The sequence below is a fragment of the Devosia albogilva genome (assembly GCF_042685625.1).
GTDB classification, from domain to species: Bacteria; Pseudomonadota; Alphaproteobacteria; order Rhizobiales; family Devosiaceae; genus Devosia; species Devosia albogilva.
Map to the genome: position 1 here is coordinate 3,601,782 of NZ_JBHUNP010000001.1, position 19,471 is coordinate 3,621,252.

The 19,471-nt window shown below is 65.2% G+C and carries 19 protein-coding genes; 14 read left to right on the forward strand and 5 right to left on the reverse strand.

Features of this window, described 5'->3' with window-relative positions; genetic code table 11:
* Positions 1–63: 63 nt before the first annotated feature.
* Genes ACFSX5_RS18060 through purM form a run of 3 tightly spaced genes read right to left on the reverse strand, consistent with a single transcriptional unit; the run spans position 64 to position 2,600 of the window.
* Positions 64–882: an alpha/beta fold hydrolase gene (locus ACFSX5_RS18060; RefSeq protein ID WP_386835307.1), complete on the reverse strand. Its 819-nt coding sequence runs from the start codon at positions 880–882 to the stop codon at positions 64–66.
* A gap of 54 nt (positions 883–936) precedes the next feature.
* Positions 937–1,527, reverse strand: a complete 591-nt coding sequence (gene purN, locus ACFSX5_RS18065; RefSeq protein WP_386835309.1) for a phosphoribosylglycinamide formyltransferase — start codon at positions 1,525–1,527, stop codon at positions 937–939.
* On the reverse strand, positions 1,524–2,600 hold the full coding sequence (gene purM, locus ACFSX5_RS18070; RefSeq protein ID WP_386835311.1) for a phosphoribosylformylglycinamidine cyclo-ligase: 1,077 nt from the start codon (positions 2,598–2,600) through the stop codon (positions 1,524–1,526). Before purM ends, purN begins: the two co-directional genes overlap by 4 nt.
* Positions 2,601–2,732: 132 nt before the next feature.
* Here purM and ACFSX5_RS18075 point away from each other — a divergent pair, with 132 nt between their 5' ends.
* The 14 genes from ACFSX5_RS18075 to ACFSX5_RS18140 all read left to right on the forward strand — a co-directional run bounded on the left by ACFSX5_RS18075 (position 2,733) and on the right by ACFSX5_RS18140 (position 17,767).
* Positions 2,733–3,818, forward strand: coding sequence for an AI-2E family transporter (locus tag ACFSX5_RS18075; RefSeq protein ID WP_386835313.1), 1,086 nt, complete (start codon positions 2,733–2,735; stop codon positions 3,816–3,818).
* The gene (locus ACFSX5_RS18080) at positions 3,808–4,530 is read left to right on the forward strand and encodes a hypothetical protein (RefSeq protein WP_386835314.1); all 723 of its coding nucleotides are present in this window, start codon (positions 3,808–3,810) and stop codon (positions 4,528–4,530) included. The genes ACFSX5_RS18075 and ACFSX5_RS18080 overlap by 11 nt, the downstream gene beginning before the upstream one ends.
* The gene (locus ACFSX5_RS18085; RefSeq protein WP_386835315.1) at positions 4,523–6,694 is read left to right on the forward strand and encodes an RNA degradosome polyphosphate kinase; all 2,172 of its coding nucleotides are present in this window, start codon (positions 4,523–4,525) and stop codon (positions 6,692–6,694) included. Before ACFSX5_RS18080 ends, ACFSX5_RS18085 begins: the two co-directional genes overlap by 8 nt.
* Positions 6,691–8,235 (forward strand): Ppx/GppA phosphatase family protein, encoded by a 1,545-nt coding sequence (locus tag ACFSX5_RS18090; protein WP_386835316.1) that lies wholly within the window; start codon positions 6,691–6,693, stop codon positions 8,233–8,235. The genes ACFSX5_RS18085 and ACFSX5_RS18090 overlap by 4 nt, the downstream gene beginning before the upstream one ends.
* Before the next feature lie 55 nt (positions 8,236–8,290).
* Positions 8,291–8,617: an FtsB family cell division protein gene (locus ACFSX5_RS18095; protein ID WP_386835317.1), complete on the forward strand. Its 327-nt coding sequence runs from the start codon at positions 8,291–8,293 to the stop codon at positions 8,615–8,617.
* Between the two features lie 189 nt (positions 8,618–8,806).
* Entirely contained in the window at positions 8,807–9,826 is a 1,020-nt protein-coding gene (gene pdhA / locus ACFSX5_RS18100) for a pyruvate dehydrogenase (acetyl-transferring) E1 component subunit alpha (RefSeq protein ID WP_386835318.1), read from the forward strand.
* A gap of 8 nt (positions 9,827–9,834) precedes the next feature.
* The gene (locus ACFSX5_RS18105; RefSeq protein ID WP_386835319.1) at positions 9,835–10,239 is read left to right on the forward strand and encodes a hypothetical protein; all 405 of its coding nucleotides are present in this window, start codon (positions 9,835–9,837) and stop codon (positions 10,237–10,239) included.
* A 1-nt stretch (position 10,240) separates the two neighbouring features.
* Positions 10,241–11,638, forward strand: coding sequence for a pyruvate dehydrogenase complex E1 component subunit beta (locus ACFSX5_RS18110; protein ID WP_386835320.1), 1,398 nt, complete (start codon positions 10,241–10,243; stop codon positions 11,636–11,638).
* Between the two features lie 11 nt (positions 11,639–11,649).
* Positions 11,650–13,026, forward strand: coding sequence for a pyruvate dehydrogenase complex dihydrolipoamide acetyltransferase (locus tag ACFSX5_RS18115; protein WP_386835321.1), 1,377 nt, complete (start codon positions 11,650–11,652; stop codon positions 13,024–13,026).
* Positions 13,027–13,038: 12 nt separating this feature from the next.
* Positions 13,039–13,686 carry an SGNH/GDSL hydrolase family protein gene (locus ACFSX5_RS18120; protein ID WP_386835322.1) on the forward strand — a complete coding sequence of 216 codons (648 nt, stop codon included), beginning with the start codon at positions 13,039–13,041 and terminating at the stop codon, positions 13,684–13,686.
* Between the two features lie 24 nt (positions 13,687–13,710).
* Positions 13,711–15,150, forward strand: a complete 1,440-nt coding sequence (gene lpdA / locus ACFSX5_RS18125; protein WP_386835323.1) for a dihydrolipoyl dehydrogenase — start codon at positions 13,711–13,713, stop codon at positions 15,148–15,150.
* Between the two features lie 85 nt (positions 15,151–15,235).
* On the forward strand, positions 15,236–16,282 hold the full coding sequence (locus tag ACFSX5_RS18130; RefSeq protein WP_386835324.1) for a Gfo/Idh/MocA family protein: 1,047 nt from the start codon (positions 15,236–15,238) through the stop codon (positions 16,280–16,282).
* 87 nt (positions 16,283–16,369) lie between these two features.
* Entirely contained in the window at positions 16,370–17,323 is a 954-nt protein-coding gene (gene lipA, locus ACFSX5_RS18135; protein ID WP_386835325.1) for a lipoyl synthase, read from the forward strand.
* Positions 17,324–17,767: a type II toxin-antitoxin system RatA family toxin gene (locus ACFSX5_RS18140; protein WP_386835326.1), complete on the forward strand. Its 444-nt coding sequence runs from the start codon at positions 17,324–17,326 to the stop codon at positions 17,765–17,767. It abuts the gene before it with no gap.
* Here ACFSX5_RS18140 and ACFSX5_RS18145 read toward each other — a convergent pair.
* A complete protein-coding gene (locus ACFSX5_RS18145; protein ID WP_386835328.1) occupies positions 17,764–18,267 on the reverse strand; it encodes a CinA family protein in 504 nt (167 codons plus the stop codon). The two genes, ACFSX5_RS18140 and ACFSX5_RS18145, sit on opposite strands and share 4 nt — an antisense overlap.
* Positions 18,267–19,460 carry a bifunctional 2-C-methyl-D-erythritol 4-phosphate cytidylyltransferase/2-C-methyl-D-erythritol 2,4-cyclodiphosphate synthase gene (locus ACFSX5_RS18150; RefSeq protein ID WP_386835329.1) on the reverse strand — a complete coding sequence of 398 codons (1,194 nt, stop codon included), beginning with the start codon at positions 19,458–19,460 and terminating at the stop codon, positions 18,267–18,269. The genes ACFSX5_RS18145 and ACFSX5_RS18150 overlap by 1 nt, the downstream gene beginning before the upstream one ends.
* Between the last annotated feature and the right edge of the window lie 11 nt (positions 19,461–19,471).

Genomic DNA, 19,471 nt, shown 5'->3' on the forward strand with positions numbered 1-19,471 from the left:
TTTGTGCGCAAGCTCTAGCGCCGGCGCAGAGTCGCGTCGAACCGATTTTGACAATGCGTGCGATCAATCGCCGTGATGGGGCAGAACCGCGTCAAGAAATGACAGTAGAACCGCGTTGAAGGCGCTTGGCCGCTGGATTGGCGCGAAATGGCTGACCTCCTCGAGCAGCAGGAAGCGCCCGTCGGGAATGGTGCGGGCGATATATTCGGCATGCTCGCGCCGGATGAACTCGTCCCGTTCGCCGATCACGCTCCACACCGGCACGGTGATCGCGCCGAGGTCGCCCGCACCGTATTCAGGCTGGCTCCCCTGCATGACGTTGAGATCGTCCCGCATCCGGTCGAAGCCGTCCGGTGTAGGCGACAGGGCCGCATACTGGCTGACATGATAGGCATAGATGCGATCGATCAGCGGCGTTGGTTCGAAGGGCAGGGCGCCCGTCCCGTCCACGTTGCAGGCGAAGAAGAACACGCCGGCCACCCGCTCTGGCGCAGCTCGAGCCACCTCCAGGCTGGTGACCGCTCCATCGCTCCAGCCAATGAAGGCGGCGCGTTCGATCCCCAACGCATCCAGCACCGCCCGGGTGTCCGCCGCCATCAGCTCATAGCTGAACGGGCGCTCGTCACGGCTGGACCGCCCTTGGCCCCGACTGTCGATGCCGACGACCCGATAGCCGGCGGTAACGAGGGCGGGGATCTGGTACGCCCAGTTCCCAGTGTTGCCGAGGCCGCCATGCAGCAGCACTACCGGCGGACCTTCGCCGAACTCCGCGAACCAGATGCGTGCCCTGTCATGCCCCACATAGCCGCTGCGCCGGGCAACGGGCAGGGGAGGCAGGCCGTGGGCCTGGAGATGGGTCAGGTCGTCGTCGGTGAAGGTCATCTTGGGCTCCAGCGTGCTTGCATGCCTCCGACGAGCCGTTGTTGCCCTTTTCGACTAGACCAGAAGAGAAACCTCGCCCCGACAGAGCATCGCCAGCGCCTGCGGATAGATCCGGTGCTCTTCGACCAACACCCGCGCGGACAGCGTCTCCGGCGTATCCCCTGCCAAGACCGGCACCTGCGCCTGCAGGATCACCGGACCTTCATCGAGACCTGGCGTCACGAAATGGACGCTGCAACCATGCACCGTAGCTCCGTCCGCGAGGGCGCGGGCATGGGTGTCGAGGCCGCGATAGGCGGGGAGGAGCGAGGGATGGATGTTGATCATCCGCCCAGCCCAGTGGTTCACAAAGTCCTCGCCCAGGATGCGCATGAAGCCGGCGAGGCAGACGATTTCTGCCTCCCAGCTTTCCAGCACCTGGGTCATGGTGTCCTCGAACATTTCGCGGCTCGGGAAGCGGCTCTGTGCCAGCGACGCCGTGGCGATGCCTTCAGCCTGCGCTACCGCAAGCCCGCCCGCAGCGGCCTTGTTGGAGAGCACGCCGACGATCTCGGCCGGGTAGTCCGGCGCCTTGGCGGCCTCGATCAGCGCCGACATGTTGGAGCCGCGCCCGGAAATGAGGACGGCGACGCGCTTGCGGCTCACAGCTTGAGGCTGCCCTGGAAGGTGACAGCGTCGCCGCTGCGCTCGGTCAGGCGGCCGACGATCGTTGCCGTTTCGCCCGCCGCCGTCAGGTGCGCCACCAGCCGCTCCGCATCATCCGCCGCCACAGCAGCCAGCATGCCGACACCACAATTGAAGGTGCGCAGCATTTCCAGCGGCGCGATACCGCCGCTGCGGCTCAACCAGCCGAATACGGGCGGCGGGGTGATGGCGTCGAGGTCCACATGCGCGGCAAGAGTATCGGGAAGCACGCGGGGAATGTTGTCGATGAAGCCGCCGCCGGTGATGTGCGCCAGCGCCTTGATGCCGATGCCGCCGCGAATGGCTGCGAGCAGCGGCTTTACATAGATGCGGGTCGGCGTCAGCAGCGCCTCGGCCAGCGTCTGCCCAGGCGCGAATGGTGCCTCCATGGACCACTCGCTGCCGGAAACCTCGACGATCTTGCGCACCAGCGAGTAGCCGTTGGAGTGGACGCCCGAGGAGGCGAGAGCCACCAGCACGTCGCCGGCGGCAATGTCGGGCCGGGGCAGCAGCGTGCCGCGCTCGGCCGCGCCGACGGCAAAGCCGGCAAGGTCATAGTCCTTGCCATGGTACATGCCGGGCATCTCGGCCGTTTCGCCGCCAATCAGGGCGCAGCCGGCGATGCGGCAGCCCTCGGCGATGCCGTTGACGATGGCCGTGCCCTGCTGGACGTCGAGCTGGCCAGTGGCGAAATAGTCGAGGAAGAACAGCGGCTCGGCGCCCTGGACGATGATGTCGTTGACGCACATCGCAACCAGGTCCTGCCCGATGGTATCGTGCCGGCCGGTGTCGATGGCGATCTTGAGCTTTGTGCCGACGCCGTCATTGGCGGCGACCAGCACCGGATCGGTGAAGCCGGCGGCCTTGAGGTCGAACAGGCCACCGAAGCCGCCGATCTCCCCATCGGCGCCAGGGCGGCGGGTCGAGCGGACCGCCGGCTTGATGGCTTCGACGAGCGCATTGCCCGCGTCGATGTCCACACCGGCGTGCTTGTATGACAGGCCGTTTGATGTCAGGTTCTGGGCGTCGGACATGGCGCGGTACCGAATGGGGAAAGCGTGCGTAAGGCCGTAACCGGACAGCCTGGGCAGTTGCCAACGCCGGAGCCGGAAGCTAGAGGGCCTGATAGCTTTCCCACCCCCGCGAAGCAAGGCCCGCGTGCGCCGATGTCCCTGAGAAATCAAGTCCTGATCTGGCTCGGCTCTTTCGTCGTGCTGATCGTCATTCTGTGGATTTTTCGGGGCATCCTGCTGCCATTCGTGGTGGGCGCGGCCTTGGCCTATCTGCTGAACCCACTGGTCAACCAGTTGCAGCGCCTGCGCTTTAGTCGCGGCTGGGCCACCACCACGGTGCTGCTGGTGGTGATCGCTATCATCGTCAGCCTGTTCTACATGCTGGTGCCGCTGGTCGGGCAGCAGGTGGTCGGGCTGATTCAGCGCTTGCCGGGCTATGCGGCCGATCTGCAGGACCTGGCCCGCCGCTGGGCGCCTGAGCTCAACGAGTGGCTCGGCCCGCAGCGAGCCGCGCAGGTGGAAGCAACCGTCGCCGACATGATGGGTCGTCTCGTCGGGCTCGCGGGTGTGGTGACGGGCGAAGTGCTCGCCAGCGGCATGACCGTGATCAATGCGATCAGCTTCATCGTCTTCACGCCGGTGGTCACCTTCTACCTGCTGCTGGACTGGCAGCCGATGGTGAACGGCCTCAAGAGCCTGCTCCCGCGCGAGCACAAGGAGGAAATCCTCGAAGTGCTGGCGGATATCGACAGCGCCATCGGCGGTGCCATCCGGGGGCAGGGCGGCGTCGTGCTGATCCTTGCCGCCTTCTACGCCACAGCGCTCTCGCTGGTGGGCCTGAACTTCGGCCTTGCCATCGGCCTCATCGCCGGCCTGTTCAGCTTCGTGCCCTTTGTCGGCTTTGCCGTCGGGATCGTGCTGTCCGTGGGCATCGCCATCGTGCAGTTCTGGCCGGAATGGTGGTTCATCGCGCTGGTTGGCGTGATCTACCTGATCGGGCAGTTCATCGAGGGCAACATCCTCTATCCCAAGCTCGTCGGCTCGACCATCAACATCAACCCGGTCTGGATGATGTTTGCCTTGCTCGCCTTGGGCGCCATTTTCGGCTTTGTCGGCCTGCTGCTGGCCGTGCCAATGGCGGCGATCGGCAGTGTGCTGGTGCGCTACGGGGTGCGAAAGTACAAGAACAGTTCGCTCTATCGTGGCCCGGCCTCGACTTTGGATCTCGATGTCAAGTGAAGGCGCGCCGAAGCGGCAGCTGGCGCTCGAACTCGGACACGCAGCCCAGCATGGCGAGGCCGACTTCCTGGTGGGAGAAGGCAACGAGCTCGCGCACGGCCGCATCCTGTCCTGGCCGCACTGGCCCGACCCAATCACGCTGCTGATCGGTCCCGCCAAGGCTGGCAAGTCGCATCTGGCGCGCATCTTCGCCGACCGCAGCGGCGCCCGCTTCGCCGGCGTGGATGATCTGGAGCGGCTGGCGGCAGAAGGCGGGCAGCTTCCGTTGATCGTCGAGGACGTCGACCGCCGCGGCTATGACGAGGCCGGCCTGTTCCACCTGCTCAACCAATCCATGCGCGACGGCCGCTCCTTGCTGCTCACCGCGCGCGACGAGGTTGCACAATGGCCGCTGGCCACCGATGATGTGCGCTCGCGGATGCGCCGGGCGGCGACCTTCCGCCTGGAACTGACGGACGACATCCAATTGTCACAGATGTTCGTGAAGTTGTTCGCTGATCGGCAGGTGGCCGTTGACCCCAAGGTCATCGGCTACATCGTTGCGCGCATGGAACGTTCCGCCGAGGAGGCGGTGATCCTCGCAGACCTGATGGACCGGCTGGCGCTGGAGCGCGGCACCGCCATCACGCGCAGCATCGCTGCCGAAGCCTTGGACCGCCGTCAGCGCGTGCATGGCGCGGGCTCAGATTGGGACACTGCAGACGATGAATGAGATGGGCGAATTCGCCGAAGCCGAAGCCCCGGTCCCCGACGTGGAGGCGCTGCGCACCAGCCCGGCCCGCTTCGTCAATCGCGAGGTCAGTTGGCTGCAGTTCAACATGCGGGTGCTGGAGGAGGCGGGCAACGTCAACCACCCGCTGCTGGAGCGGCTGCGCTTCGTCTCCATCTCCGCCAACAATCTCGATGAATTCTATATGGTGCGCGTGGCGGGCCTGAAGGGGCAGTTGCGTGCCGGTCTGCAGAAGCAGAGTGCGGACGGATTGAGCCCGGCCGAGCAGCTCGAGGAAATCGCGACGTTGGCGCAGCACCTGCAGCTCGAGCAGCAGGATCACTGGCAGAACCTGCGCGAAGAGCTGTTCGAGCAGGATGTCGTCATTCACGAGCAGCACGATCTCACTCCCGAGCAGGTGAACTACCTGCAGAAGCTGTTCCGGGAAGAGATTTTTCCGGTGCTGACCCCGATCGCCGTCGATCCGGCGCATCCGTTCCCGTTCATCCCCAACCTCGGGCTGGCGTTGGCCTTCGAACTGAAGCGGCCGGACAACGACCTGCCGCTGACGGCGCTGATCCGCATCCCGGGCAATCTCGATCGCTTCATCAACCTGCCGACGGGGCTCGTGTCCGACGGGCGCACCGAAGTGGTGACCATCGACACGCTGGTGAAGCTGTTCTTTCACAAGATGTTCCCCGGCCACGAAGTGGTTGGCTCCGGTGCCTTCCGCGTCATCCGCGACAGCGAAATCGAAATCGACGACGAGGCCGCGGACCTGGTGGTGGAGTTCGAGACCGCCCTGCGCCAGCGTCGGCGCGGCCAGGTGATCCGCCTCGAGATCGAGAGCACCATGCCGCGGGCGCTGAAGCGCCAGATCGGCGAGCCGCTGGGCGTGTCCGACACCGAGGTGTTCGAAGTCCATGGCTTCCTCGGTCTCGCCGACGCCCGCTGGATCTGCGACATCGCCCGCCCGGACCTGAAGTTCCCCGCCTACAACGCCCGCTTCCCCGAGCGCATCCGCGACTACAATGGCGACAGCTTCGCCGCCATCCGCGCCAAGGACATCCTGGTGCACCACCCCTTCGAGAGCTTCGATGTCGTGGCCCAGTTCCTGATGCAGGCGGCGCGCGACTCGGACGTCGTCGCCATCAAGCAGACGCTCTACCGCACTTCGGCCGATAGCCCCATCGTCAAGGCACTGGTGCTCGCGGCCGAGGCGGGCAAGTCGGTCACCTGCCTCGTCGAACTTAAGGCGCGGTTCGACGAAGAGGCCAATATCCGCTGGGCCCGTGACCTCGAGCGGGCAGGGGCGCAGGTCGTGTTCGGCTTCATCGAACTCAAGACCCACGCCAAGCTCAGCCAGGTGGTGCGGCGCGAGAAGGGCAAGCTGGTCAGCTACTGCCACATCGGCACCGGCAACTACCACCCGATCACCGCCAAGATCTATACCGACCTCAGCTACTTCACCATCGATCCCGCAATCACCCGGGACGTCGCCCGGGTGTTCAACTTCATCACCGGCTACGCCCGTCCGACGGAACTGGAGACCATCGCCGTCTCGCCGGTAACGATGCGGCCGACGCTGCTGGAGAACATCGCCCGCGAGACCGAGTTCGCGCGCAACGGGCAACCGGCCTCGATCCTGCTCAAGATGAACGCCCTGGTCGACCCGCAGGTGATCGATGCGCTCTATGACGCGAGCCAGGCCGGGGTGAAGGTGGACCTGATCGTGCGCGGCATCTGCTGCCTGCGCCCGGGCATTCCCGGCTTCTCGGACAACATCCGGGTCAAGTCGGTGGTCGGGCGCTTCCTCGAGCACAGCCGCATCTACTGCTTCGGCAATGGCGAGCCGATGCCGGGGCCGCACGCCAAGGTCTACATCTCCTCGGCCGACCTGATGGGGCGCAACCTCGATGGTCGCGTCGAAGTCATGGTGCCGATCCTCAACAAGACCGTGCACAAGCAGATCATGGACCGCATTCTGGTCGCCTATCTCAAGGACAACCAGCAGAGCTGGGAAGTCCTGCCGGACGGCAGTTCGCACCGTATCCGCGTGGCCGAGGGCGAGGAACCGTTCAACGCCCACGATTATTTCATGACCAATCCGTCGTTGTCGGGTCGCGGCAGCGCCGGCACCGCCGAAGCCGATGAGGGCCAGGGTTGAACCAGTTCTGGGGCGTCGACGCGGACCCGACCGCGCAGGGCCGCATCAAGGGCGCCAAGCCGGTGGCCGTGCTGGATATCGGCTCGAACTCCGTTCGCCTCGTCGTCTATGAGCGCCACGCCCGAGCGCTGACGCCGCTCTACAACGAGAAGTCCGCCTGTGCCCTCGGAAGGGGCGTGGGCCAGACTGGCCGGCTCGCCGAAGCCAACATGGCCCAGGCCCTCAACGCCATCAAACGCTTCGCGCTCGTGACCCGCATGATGCGCGTCGGCCGCGTCTGCGTGCTCGCGACCTCCGCCGTGCGCGACGCTGCCAACCGCCAGGAATTCGTCGACGCTGTCGAGGCGGTGATCGACAGCCGCGTGCATGTCCTCTCCGGCGAAGAGGAAGCCCACTACGCCGCGCTCGGCGTCGTGGCGGGCATTCCCGACTTCACCGGCGCGGTCGGCGACCTGGGCGGCGGCAGCCTAGAACTCTCGACCATCGTCGGCGGTGCCGACACCGACGGTCAATCCTATGAACTCGGCGTCATCCGCCTGCAGGACGATTCGGGCGGCTCGCCCGCCAAGGCAGCCGGCATCATCCGCGACCGCCTCGAGAAATCGGCGCTGGCCGGGGCAGGGAAGGGCGCCACCTTCGCGGCCATCGGCGGCACCTGGCGCGCCCTCGCCAAGATCCACCAGGAAGTTCGCAAATACCCGCTGCACATGGTGCAGCACTACGAAGTCGCCGCCGACGACATGATCGAGCTCTGCCAGGACATCGTCGGCAGCGGTTCGCTCAAGAGCTACACCGGTTCCGAGTTCACCAGTTCCTCCCGCCGCGAACTCGTGCCCTTTGGCGCTGCCGTGCTGAGCGAGGTGCTGAAAGCTGGCCGCTTCGGCAAGGTGGTGTTCTCCGCCCTCGGTGTCCGCGAGGGCTATCTGTTCAGCAAGCTCGACCACCGCGAAAAACTCGTCGATCCGCTGATCCAGGGTGCCGAGGAACTCTCGGTTCTCCGCTCCCGCTCTCCGGCCCATGCCGGCGACCTCATCGAGTTCACCACCCAATATCTTGCCGCTGTCGGCGCCGAGGAATCAGCCGAGGAGAAGCGCCTGCGCACCGTTGCCTGCCTCCTCGCCGATATCGGCTGGCGCTCGCATCCCGATTATCGCGGCCCGCAGAGCGTCGATGCGGTGGCCTATGGCGCCCTCAGCGGCGTCGACCATCCGGGCCGCGCCTTCCTCGCTCATGTCATTGCCGTCCGCTATGACGGCCTCAAGAGCAAGGCCGCAGCCCCGGTTGCCCGGCTCGCCACTCCGGCGCTGATCGACAAGGCGCGCCAACTCGGGGCCCTGTTCCGCGTCGCCTATCCCATGACCGCGGCCATGCCCGGCATCCTGCCGCGCGTCGGCTTCAGCCTCGATGGCAGCACCTTGGTGCTTCACCTGCCGGCCGATCTCGCCTTTCTCGACGGCGATCACCTGCGCAACCGCCTCAACCAGTTCGCCGGCGCCGCCGGGCACAAGCACGCCGAAGTCAAGGTCGAGGCCAGCGACTGAAACCCGCTGTTAAGCCTGTTGGGGGCATGATCCCGCTGTTAGCCCGGACCCATCCATGCCCACCCGCCTCAAACGCAAACCCTTCTGGCGCCCACTGGGGCTTACCCTGGTTCTGCTGGGGTTTCAGGGCTATCTCGGCTACTCGGCGCTCACAGGTCAGTTCGGCATCGAAAGCCGCGAACAGATCCTGCTCGACGTCGACCAGCTCAAGGCTCGTTCCGCCGCGCTACAGGCCGAGATCGACGACTATCGCCACCGCGCCACGCTGATGGACACCCGCCGGCTCGACCCTGACATCGTGACCGAACGCGCCCGCGCCATGCTCAACATGGCTCATGCCGACGACATCCTGATCATGGTCGATCCGCATACATACCGGTGAACCGATTTCCGGTAAATTCCGAGAATTAGCTTCAGACGAGTTAATGGCAATTATCGAAGCAGATACAACGCTCTAGCAGCGCCGTCCGATCGTCGTGAAGCATTGCTTTGCCTGCTTTGCCTAGACTATGATGTCCGAATGTGGCCTGATCGGGCCAAGCGGCAAAATCCATCCAGTCGGAGCATCGATATGGCGCGCAAAGCAGTGGCCACCAAGGCCAACACGCAACCCAACGTGCCGCAGTTCACCACCGAACAGGAGCAGTCGGCCTACGAGGAGATGCTCCTGATCCGCCGCTTCGAGGAAAAGGCCGGCCAGATGTATGGCATGGGCCTCATCGGCGGCTTCTGCCACCTTTATATCGGCCAGGAAGCGGTGGTGACCGGCGTCACCATGGCCTCCGAGAAGGGCAGGGACGCCCAGATCACCGGTTATCGCGACCATGGCCATATGCTGGTGATGGGCCTCGACCCCAAGGGTGTCATGGCCGAGCTCACCGGCCGCCAGGGCGGCCTGTCCAAGGGCAAGGGCGGCTCGATGCACATGTTCTCGAACGAACACCGCTTCTACGGCGGCAACGGCATCGTCGGTGCCCAGGTCCCGCTCGGGACTGGCCTTGCCTTTGCGTCCAAGTACCGTGGCGAGAATTCGGTCTCGCTCACCTATTTCGGTGACGGCGCTGCCAACCAGGGCCAGGTCTACGAGAGCTTCAACATGGCGAAGCTCTGGAAGCTGCCGGTCGTGTTCATCATCGAGAACAACAAATACGCCATGGGCACCTCGATCGAGCGTGCTGCGGCGACCACCGACTTCTCCCAGCGCGGTGCTTCGTTCGACATTCCGGGCGAGCAGGTCGACGGCATGGACGTGCGCATGGTCTATGACGCTGCCAAGCGCGCCATCGAATGGGCCCGCTCGGGCAATGGCCCCTTCATTCTCGAAATGCTGACCTACCGCTATCGCGGCCACTCCATGTCCGACCCGGCCAAGTACCGCACCAAGGACGAGGTCACCAAGTACCGCCAGGAGCGCGACCCGATCGAACAGGTCAAGGCGCGGCTGCTGGAATCGGGTGCCGCCAGCGAGGAGTGGTTCAAGGAGATCGAGGCCCGCGTCCGCGGCGTAGTCAACGAGGCGGCCGAGTTCGCCACCAACGATCCCGAGCCCGATCCGTCCGAGCTTTGGACCGACATCACCATTCCTGCCTGAGCCAGCAAATGACCGTCCTGCTCGGGGTCGTCCTGCTGTTTGCTCTGTTGTCCCTGTTCGTGGCCGTGGTTCAGGCCATGGCCGCGGTGCGGCTGGCCCCGGACGGGGAACAGCTCGGCAGTTTCTTTCCGCTCGGCTGGTGGAAATTCAGCCAGCTCGAGGCCAAAGGCGGTCCTGCCGCCCGCGAACGCCTTTCGATCTACAAGCGGGCGGTGATTGCCTTCGTGGTGTTCGTCGTTCTGGGGCTGATCCTGAGCGGCTGGGCCGTCAACCAGACCCCGCCGCCGACAAACAGCGCCCGCGTCGACCGCACCCTCATCAATGATTGGCGGGTGATTCCCACCCGCACCGCCAACCTGACCGATTTCCGCCGTGTGGCTCCCGTGCCCGGCGCCCCCATTCTGGAGAGCTGATATGCCCCAAATCCTGATGCCCGCGCTCTCGCCCACCATGGAAGAGGGCAAGCTGTCGAAATGGCTGGTCAAGGTCGGCGACACCGTGTCGCCCGGCGATGTGCTGGCCGAGATCGAGACCGACAAGGCCACCATGGAAGTAGAAGCCGTCGATGGCGGCACCGTGCGCGAACTGATGATCGAAGAAGGCACAGAGGGTGTGAAGGTGAACACCCCGATCGCTCTGGTGCTGGGCGAAAACGAAGAGATCGGCGAAGGCAATCGCCCGGCGGCTCAGGCCAGTTCTTCCGATCCCGAGGGCAAGTCGGCCGTGCCGGAGGCCGCGAGTGTCCCCGCCGAAGCCAAGGCGCCAGCCGGTGCCGATGCGCCCAAGTTCGTCGCCCAGAACGATCCCGACCTTCCCGAAGGCGTCGAGATGGTCGAGATGACGGTCCGCCAGGCGCTGAACGAGGCCATGGCCGAAGAGCTGCGCCGCGACCCGGACGTCTTCGTCATGGGCGAAGAAGTCGCCGAGTACCAGGGCGCCTACAAGATCACCCAGGGCCTGCTGCAGGAATTCGGGCCACAGCGCGTCGTCGATACCCCGATCACCGAGCACGGCTTTGCCGGTCTCGCCGTCGGTGCGGCTTTTGCCGGACTGAAGCCGATCGTCGAGTTCATGACCTGGAACTTCGCCATGCAGGCGATCGACCAGATCATCAACTCCGCTGCCAAGCAGCTCTATATGTCCGGCGGCCAGGTGACGGCGCCGATGGTGTTCCGCGGCCCCAACGGCCCGGCCGCACGCGTTGCCGCCCAGCACTCGCAGGACTTCTCGGCCTGGTACAGCCACGTTCCCGGCCTGACGGTGATCGCCCCCTATAGCGCGGCCGATGCCAAGGGCCTGCTCAAGTCCGCCATCCGCTCGCCCAACCCGGTCGTCTTCCTCGAGAACGAGATTCTCTACGGCTCGACCGGCCTGGTGCCGAAGATGGACGATTTCCTCCTGCCCATCGGCAAGGCCCGCATCGCTCGCCCGGGCAAGGATGTCACCATCGTCTCCTTCTCCATGGGCATGCGCTACGCCACCCAGGCCACTGAGAAGCTGGTCGCCGCCGGTGTCGATGTCGAACTGATCGATCTGCGCACCCTGCGCCCGATGGACAGCGACACCGTTGTCGAGTCGGTCAAGAAGACCGGCCGCCTCGTCACCGTCGAAGAGGGCTGGCCGCAGGGCGGCATTGGCGCCGAGCTCGCCGCCCGCGTCATGGAACAGGCCTTCGACTACCTCGATGCGCCGGTCACCCGCGTCACCGGCAAGGACGTGCCGATGCCCTACGCCGCCAACCTCGAGAAGCTGGCGCTTCCGAACGTCGACGAGGTCATCTCCGCCGTGAACGCCGTCACCTACCGCTCGTAAGGAGACCAGGGATGCCGATCGATATCACCATGCCGGCGCTCTCTCCGACGATGGAAGAGGGCAAGCTCGCCAAGTGGCACGTCAAGGAAGGCGACAGCGTCTCCTCCGGTGACGTGATCGCCGAGATCGAAACCGACAAGGCCACCATGGAAGTGGAGGCCGTCGACGAGGGCACCATTGGCAAGATCATGGTCGCCGAAGGCACCGAAGGCGTGAAGGTCAACGCCGTCATCGCCGTGCTGCTGCAGGAAGGCGAAAGCGCCGACGCTGCGGCTGCCCCTAAGGCCGAGGCTCCCGCGCCAAAGGCTGAAGAACCTGCGAAGGCGGAGCCCGCCAAGGGCGATGCCGGTACGCTCGCCTACGACAAGGGGACCTCCACCACCTCCACCGCTCCGGTTGAGGCTCCGAAGGCCGCTCCGGCTCCGGCCGCGGCGCCGCCGGCAAAGTCCGATGGCGGTCGTGTCTTCGCCTCGCCGCTGGCGCGTCGCCTCGCCAGGGAAGCCGGGATCGACGTCTCGGCCATCTCCGGCACCGGTCCGAAGGGCAGGGTGGTCAAGGCCGACGTGGAGGCCGCCAAGTCCGGCAAGGCACCGCTCAAGGCCGCCGCGTCCGCTCCGGCTCCCGCTGGCGGTGCCGCGCCGACGGGCATGACCAAGGCCCAGGTGCTCGCCCTCTACGAGGAAGGCAGCTACGAGCTCGTGCCGAACGACGGCATGCGCAAGGTGGTGGCTCAGCGGCTCACCGAGTCCAAGCAAACCATTCCGCACTTCTACCTGACGCTCGACTGCAAGATCGACGCGCTGATGGCTGCCCGCGAGCAGATCAACGCCGCTGCGCCGAAGGGCAAGGACGGCAAGCCGGAATACAAGCTGTCGGTCAACGACTTCGTCATGAAGGCCTGGGCCGTGGCGCTGCAGCGGGTTCCCGCCGCCAACGCCACCTGGGCCGGCGACTCGATCCTCTACCACAAGCGCTCCGACGTGGCCGTTGCCGTGGCGGTGCCGGGTGGGCTCTTCACCCCGGTGGTCAAGGCCGCCGACACCAAGACGCTGCGCCAGATCTCGGATGAGGTGAAGGATCTCGCCACCCGCGCCCGCAACAAGAAGCTGGCGCCGCATGAATACCAGGGTGGGGCGACCTCGGTCTCCAACCTCGGCATGTACGGCATCAAGCACTTCGCCGCCGTCATCAACCCGCCGCACGGCACTATCCTTGCGGTCGGTGCCGGCGAGGAGCGCGTCTATGCCGAAGGCGGTCAGATCAAGACCGGCCAGTTCATGACCGTGACCCTCTCCTGCGACCACCGCTCGGTCGACGGCGCGCTGGGGGCGGAAGTGCTCGGCGTGTTCAAGGGTCTGATCGAAAACCCGGTGATGATGCTGGCCTGAGGGGCATAGGCGATGAAGACCATCCTGGCCTATGGCGACAGCCTGACCTTCGGGGCCGATCCAGGCGGCGGTCCGCGGCATGCCTATGAGGACCGCTGGCCGACGACGCTGGAGCAGGGGCTTGGCGGCAAGGCGCGGGTGATCGCCGAGGGGCTCGGCGGCCGCGCCACGGCTTACGATGACTGGACTGCGAACGCCGATCGCAACGGCGCCCGCATCCTGCCGACGCTGCTCGCCAGCCACGCGCCGCTCGACCTCGTCATCATCATGCTCGGCACCAACGACCTGAAGCCGTTCGTCGCCGGCACCGCTGCCTTTGCCGCCCGCGGCGCTCGGCGGCTGATCGAACTCACGCGCGGGCATTTCGCCATGACGGGCGAGCCGGTGCCCGAGATCATCCTGGTGTCTCCGCCGCATGTGGTGGAGACCACCAACGAGAACATGCTGAGCAATTTCGGCGGGCTCGAGCACCTGCTGCGCGAGTCGCGCGACTTTGCTCGCCACTACCGCCGCCATGCCAGCGAAACCGGCGTCCACTTCTTCGACGCCGCAACCGTCGCCCAGGCCGACCCTCGCGACGGTGTCCATCTCGACGCGGCCAACACCCGCGCCATCGGCGAGGGCCTGGTGTCGCTCGTCAAGCAAGTGCTGGGTCTCTGACCCCTTATTCCTCTGGAGGCCCTTATGGCTGACCAATACGACCTTCTCGTCATCGGCGCCGGTCCCGGCGGTTACGTCGCCGCCATCCGCGGCGCGCAGCTCGGCATGAAGGTGGGCATCGTCGAGCGCGAGCACATGGCCGGCATCTGCTCGAACTGGGGCTGTATTCCGACCAAGGCGCTGCTGCGCTCGGCCGAGATCTACGGTCACATGAGCCACGCCAAGGATTATGGGCTCACCGCCGAGAAATTCGGCTTCGATCTCGATGGCGTGGTCAAGCGCTCGCGCGCTATCGCGGCGCAGATGAACAATGGCGTCCAGTTCCTGATGAAGAAGAACAAGATCGACATCATCTGGGGCGAGGCGGTGATCACCGCGCCCGGCGAGGTGAAGGTCGGTCCATCCAAGAAGCCGGTGGTCGAGCCGCAGGGGCCGGTGCCGAAGAACCCGTTGGGGGAGGGGACCTACAAGGCCAGGAACATCATCGTTGCCACCGGTGCCCGCCCGCGCGTGCTACCCGGCATCGAGCCCGACGGCGACAAGATCTGGACCTATTTCGAGGCGCTGAAGCCGGCCAGCATGCCGAAGTCCCTCGTCGTCATGGGCTCCGGCGCCATCGGCATCGAGTTCGCTTCCTTCTACCGCTCGCTCGGCGCCGAGGTCACCGTCATCGAACTGCTGCCGCAGATCCTGCCGGTGGAGGACGCGGAGATTTCCGCACTCGCCCGCAAGCGGCTCGAGAAGCGCGGCATCAAGTTCCTGACCGAAGCCAAGGTGGCCAAGGTCGACAAGACCGGTGACGGTGTTGTCGCTCATGTGGAGCTCAAGGACGGCTCCAAGCAGGAGATCCGCGGCGACAAGCTGATCTCGGCCGTTGGCGTCCAATGCAACATCGAAGGCATCGGCCTCGAAGCCGTCGGCGTGAAGACCGAGCGCGGTGCCATCGTCATCGACGAGTACGGCGCCACCAACGTCAAGGGCATCTGGGCCATCGGCGACGTCGCCGGCCCGCCGATGCTGGCGCACAAGGCCGAGCATGAGGCGGTCATCACCGTCGAGAAGATCGCCGGGCTCAACGTGCACGGCCTCGATCGTCGCAAGGTGCCCGGTTGCACCTATTGCGAGCCGCAGGTGGCCAGCGTCGGCCTCACCGAAGCCAAGGCCAAGGAACTCGGCCGCGAGATCAAGGTCGGCCGCTTCCCCTTCGTCGGCAACGGCAAGGCCATCGCCCTCGGCGAGCCCGATGGCCTCGTGAAGACCATCTTCGATGCCAAGACCGGGGAACTGCTCGGCGCCCACATGGTTGGGGCCGAAGTCACCGAACTCATCCAGGGGTTCGTGGTGGCGATGAACCTCGAGACCACCGAGGAAGAACTGATGCACACCATCTTCCCGCACCCCACACTCAGCGAGACGATGAAAGAAAGCGTTCTGGATGCCTATGGACGGGCACTGAACATCTAGCAGGCTTGGTTGCCCGCCGTTCATTCAGAAGTCTGGCATCGTTCATCTTCGTTCATCTGCGGCACAGGATTCAGGAGTTATCCACATGGTCAAGGCGATCCAAGTCGGCCTCGGACACTGGGGTTTCAGCTGGACCAAGGAAGTTATCCCCAAAGTTCCCAATGTGCACATGGTGGGTTATGTCGACGCCAACCCCGAGGCGATCGCCCGCGTCCAGTCCGAACTCGGCATCGACGAGAAGCGCTGTTTCCTGAGCCTCGAAGAAGCCGCCAAGGGCATCGAAGCCGACCTCGCCATCTGTACCCTGCGCACCGAAGCCCACTATCCGGTGGTGAAGCGCTGCCTGGAACTCGGCTTTAACGTATTGGTGGAAAAGCCTTTTGCCTCCACCATCGCGCAGGCCAAGGAACTTGTGGCGCTCGCCAAGGCCAACAGCCGGGTGCTGATGGTCAGCCAGAACTACCGCTTCCAGCCCGGCCCCATCGCCGCCGCCGAACTGATCGGCGCACAGAAGTTCGGCCCGGTGAACCTGGTCTCAATCGACTTCCGCCGCCACGCCCCCTCGCAGGGCTACCGGTACTGGGACATGCCCGACCCGCTGCTCGCCGACATGTCGATCCACCATTTCGACCTGATGCGCATGGTGCTCGGCGACGAGCCGAAGCGCGTCTCCTGCCGCACCTGGAATCCGCCGGCGAGCCCCTTCGGCCATCACCCCATCGGCGTCGCCACGCTGGAATTCGAGAAGGGCACCATCGTCTCTTATCGCGGCTCCTGGATGAGCAGCGGCCCCGTAACTCCTTGGGCGGGCGAGTGGACCATGGATTGCTCCGAGGGCGAGATAACCTGGACCTCGCGCGACAATTTCATGGGCAAGAGCGCTCCGGACCGCCTGTTCCTGCGCGAGCGTGACAAGGAGGCGGAGCCGTTTGAACTGCAGCCGGTGGAATTCGCCGACCGCACCGGAACGCTAAACGCCATCGCCAAGGTGATCGAGACCGGCTCGGTGCCCGCCCGCTTCAGTTCCGGCGAGGACAACCTCCATTCGCTGGCCCTGGTGCAGGCCACCATCCTCTCCGCCTCGCGCGATGGGGCATGGGTCGACATCGCCGAGGTCATGGAAACCGCCTGATCTTACCCGATCAACCCAACGAAAGAGCCGGTTGAACCGGCCGGTCAAGGGAGCGATATACAGGGCACTCGCCCAGTCAGGACCGCTATGGTTACGCTCATCGACAATTCGCCAGCCCGGCCCCGCCACCCCGAAAAGGTGAACCGGCCCGAGAGCCCCGTGCTGCGCAAGCCGGACTGGATCCGCGTCAAGGCGCCGGGATCGCCGGTCTACAAGGAAACCCAGCAGATCGTGCGCGAGAACAATCTCGTCACGGTCTGCGAAGAGGCCGGGTGCCCCAATATTGGCGAGTGCTGGTCCAAGAAGCACGCGACCATGATGATCATGGGCGAGATCTGCACCAGGGCCTGCGCCTTCTGCAACGTGCGCACCGGCCTGCCGGGGCCGCTCGACCCCAATGAATCCGATAACGTCGCCAAGGCTGTAGAGAAGCTCGGCCTCGAGCACGTCGTGATCACCTCGGTAGACCGTGACGATCTCGCCGATGGCGGCGCTCAGCACTTCGCCGACGTAATCCTCGCTATCCGCGCCCGCAACCCGCGCACCACCATCGAGATCCTGACCCCCGACTTCCTGCGCAAGGACGGCGCGCTCGAGATCGTCGTTGCCGCCAAGCCGGATGTGTTCAACCACAACCTCGAGACGGTACCCTCGAAGTACCTGAAGGTTCGCCCGGGTGCCCGCTACTTCCACTCCATCCGCCTGTTGCAACGCGTGAAGGAACTCGACCCCACCATGTTCACCAAGTCAGGCATCATGGTCGGACTGGGCGAGGAACGGAACGAGGTGCTGCAGCTCATGGATGATCTGCGCTCGGCAGACGTCGATTTCCTCACCATCGGCCAGTACCTGCAGCCGACCAAGAAGCACTACCCGCTGCAGCGGTTCGTCACCCCGGAAGAGTTCAAGTCCTACGCCAAGGTGGCGGAAGCCAAGGGTTTCCTGCTGGTCTCATCGAGCCCGCTCACCCGCTCCTCCCACCACGCCGGCGAGGACTTCGCCCGTCTGCGCGCCAACCGCATGGCGAAGCTCGGACTCTGAATGAAGCGCTACTTCGACCGGCACGTGCCGCATATTCCGCAGCGCATGTACGAGATCGTGGCCGATCTCGATGACTATCCGCGTTTCATTCCCAACTGCCGTGCGATGGTAGTGCGGCCCGATCCAGGGGCAGGGGGCAAGGATGTTCGCCTGGCGCGGATGACCCTGTCCTTCGGTCCCATCACCCAGGCCTATACGAGCCGGGTGACCCTCGACCCTGATGCGCTGACCATCCGGGCGAAGGCGGTGGACGGCCCCTTTGCCTATCTGGATAGCCTCTGGAGCTTTGTGCCGGAAGGCACGGGCACGCGGGTGAAGTTCGAGATCGACTTCAAGATCTCCAACCCCTTCATCGCCGCTGTCGCCGAGCCGGCATTCGCAGCCAAGCAGGAAGAGATTATGAGGGCGTTTTGCGAAGAGGCGGATCGCCGCTTCGGCGACTAGGCTTCGTCGCTGGTCAGCACCTGGAGCACGAGATCAAGCGCCGCTTGCACGCTCGCCTTGCGGATTGCGTCCCGGCCGAGGTCGCCGAACTTGTGCTCGATGACGACTGTTCCCAGTTCGGACGAAACCGCCACGTAAACGAGCCCGACCGGCTTCTTCTCCGAGCCGCCCTCGGGCCCGGCGATGCCGGTAACGGCTACAGCGAAATCGGCATGGGCGGTGTTGCGGGCACCATCGGCCATCGCGCGGGCGACCTGATTGCTGACGGCGCCATAGTCCCGGATCAGCCGCGGTTGCACCCCGATGAGGCGCGTCTTCGCTGCATTGGCATAAACGACATAGCCGCCATAGAACGCCTGAGAGGCGCCCGGAATGTCGGTGAGCGCCGCAGCGATGAGGCCACCCGTGCAGCTTTCGGCGGTCACGATGGTCTTGCCGTCTCTGGCGAGGATCTCGAGGACCTGCTGACCCGTTTCTGCCGCTGTGTTCCGGGCCGCCATCAGTCGACCCTCGGCACTTCGACACTGGCACTTGCCATAGCCACGATACCTTCCTCCCGCCCGATAAACCCAAGCTTCTCGTTCGTCGTCGCCTTGATCGCGATGCGGTTGGTAGAGAGGCCGAGTGCCTCGCCGATCACACCCTGCATCGCTGCCGCATGCGGAGCGATTTTCGGCGCCTCGCACACGATGGTCACGTCGACATTGACGATACGCCCGCCGCGCTGCGCGACCAAGTCCCCCGCGTGACGAAGGAAGACCGTGGAACGGGCCCCCTTCCACTGCGGGTCGGAAGGCGGGAAGTGGATGCCGATATCCCCTTCGCCGATGGCACCGAGCAGTGCGTCGGTAAGCGCGTGGAGCGCGACGTCCGCATCCGAATGGCCCATGAGCCGCTTGTTGTGCGGGATCTCCACGCCACCCAGCCACACAGCGTCGCCATCGGTAAAATGGTGCACGTCGTAGCCGGTGCCGATGCGCGTCTCCATGCGCGTGTCTCCACTGATGATCCGCTCCGCCCGGGCGAAATCGTCCGGATGGGTGATCTTGATGTTGTCCCGGTGGCCCGGAACCATGACAACGCGCAAACCCGCCCACTCGGCGATTTCCGCATCATCGGTAAATTCCCGTCGCACACTGGCGGCGCGCATGTGAGCCGAAAAGATCTGGCCGAAACGGAAGCCTTGCGGCGTTTGGGCGGCATGAAGTAGGCGGCGGTCTTCGGTGCCGACGACCTCAGCGCCGTCGAGTGAGCGCTTGATGGTATCGGTCACCGGAAGCGTCGGCAAAGCGCCCTGCGCCGCGCCGAGGGAGTAGATGACGGACTCGATCAAGGCAGCCGGCACGAACGGGCGTGCCGCATCCTGGATCAACACTAGGTCCGGCTTCAGGGGGGCGAGGGCTTTCAGCCCGGCGAGAACCGATCCCTGGCGAGTAGAACCGCCGTGCACGGGCGCGAGCAAGCGTTCGTCACCACCGAGCCCCAGCGCTGCGTAACGCTGCTCATGTTCGGGGTGAATCACCGGGAGCACCCAGCTAACGTTCGGCTGGCTCACGAAGGCCTCGACTGTGCGGGCGAGAATGGCCTGGCCGCCAACCGAGCGGTACTGCTTGGGCACGGTGTCGCCCGCAGAGCCTGCGCGCTCCCCACGTCCTGCCGCGACGACAACCACGGCAACGGACTTCTGCGACATGACCAACTCTG

Excerpts from the sequence above, each read along its gene's own strand:
- ACFSX5_RS18110 (WP_386835320.1), top strand. The coding sequence starts at position 10,241 with ATGCCCCAAATCCTGATGCCCGCGCTCTCGCCCACCATGGAAGAGGGC.
- purM (WP_386835311.1), bottom strand. The coding sequence starts at position 2,600 with ATGTCCGACGCCCAGAACCTGACATCAAACGGCCTGTCATACAAGCAC.
- ACFSX5_RS18060 (WP_386835307.1), bottom strand. The coding sequence starts at position 882 with ATGACCTTCACCGACGACGACCTGACCCATCTCCAGGCCCACGGCCTG.
- ACFSX5_RS18080 (WP_386835314.1), top strand. The coding sequence starts at position 3,808 with ATGTCAAGTGAAGGCGCGCCGAAGCGGCAGCTGGCGCTCGAACTCGGA.
- lipA (WP_386835325.1), top strand. The coding sequence starts at position 16,370 with ATGGTTACGCTCATCGACAATTCGCCAGCCCGGCCCCGCCACCCCGAA.
- ACFSX5_RS18095 (WP_386835317.1), top strand. The coding sequence starts at position 8,291 with ATGCCCACCCGCCTCAAACGCAAACCCTTCTGGCGCCCACTGGGGCTT.
- ACFSX5_RS18130 (WP_386835324.1), top strand. The coding sequence starts at position 15,236 with ATGGTCAAGGCGATCCAAGTCGGCCTCGGACACTGGGGTTTCAGCTGG.
- ACFSX5_RS18140 (WP_386835326.1), top strand. The coding sequence starts at position 17,324 with ATGAAGCGCTACTTCGACCGGCACGTGCCGCATATTCCGCAGCGCATG.
- ACFSX5_RS18105 (WP_386835319.1), top strand. The coding sequence starts at position 9,835 with ATGACCGTCCTGCTCGGGGTCGTCCTGCTGTTTGCTCTGTTGTCCCTG.
- ACFSX5_RS18145 (WP_386835328.1), bottom strand. The coding sequence starts at position 18,267 with ATGGCGGCCCGGAACACAGCGGCAGAAACGGGTCAGCAGGTCCTCGAG.
- pdhA (WP_386835318.1), top strand. The coding sequence starts at position 8,807 with ATGGCGCGCAAAGCAGTGGCCACCAAGGCCAACACGCAACCCAACGTG.
- ACFSX5_RS18075 (WP_386835313.1), top strand. The coding sequence starts at position 2,733 with ATGTCCCTGAGAAATCAAGTCCTGATCTGGCTCGGCTCTTTCGTCGTG.
- lpdA (WP_386835323.1), top strand. The coding sequence starts at position 13,711 with ATGGCTGACCAATACGACCTTCTCGTCATCGGCGCCGGTCCCGGCGGT.
- ACFSX5_RS18120 (WP_386835322.1), top strand. The coding sequence starts at position 13,039 with ATGAAGACCATCCTGGCCTATGGCGACAGCCTGACCTTCGGGGCCGAT.
- ACFSX5_RS18115 (WP_386835321.1), top strand. The coding sequence starts at position 11,650 with ATGCCGATCGATATCACCATGCCGGCGCTCTCTCCGACGATGGAAGAG.
- ACFSX5_RS18150 (WP_386835329.1), bottom strand. The coding sequence starts at position 19,460 with ATGTCGCAGAAGTCCGTTGCCGTGGTTGTCGTCGCGGCAGGACGTGGG.
- ACFSX5_RS18085 (WP_386835315.1), top strand. The coding sequence starts at position 4,523 with ATGAATGAGATGGGCGAATTCGCCGAAGCCGAAGCCCCGGTCCCCGAC.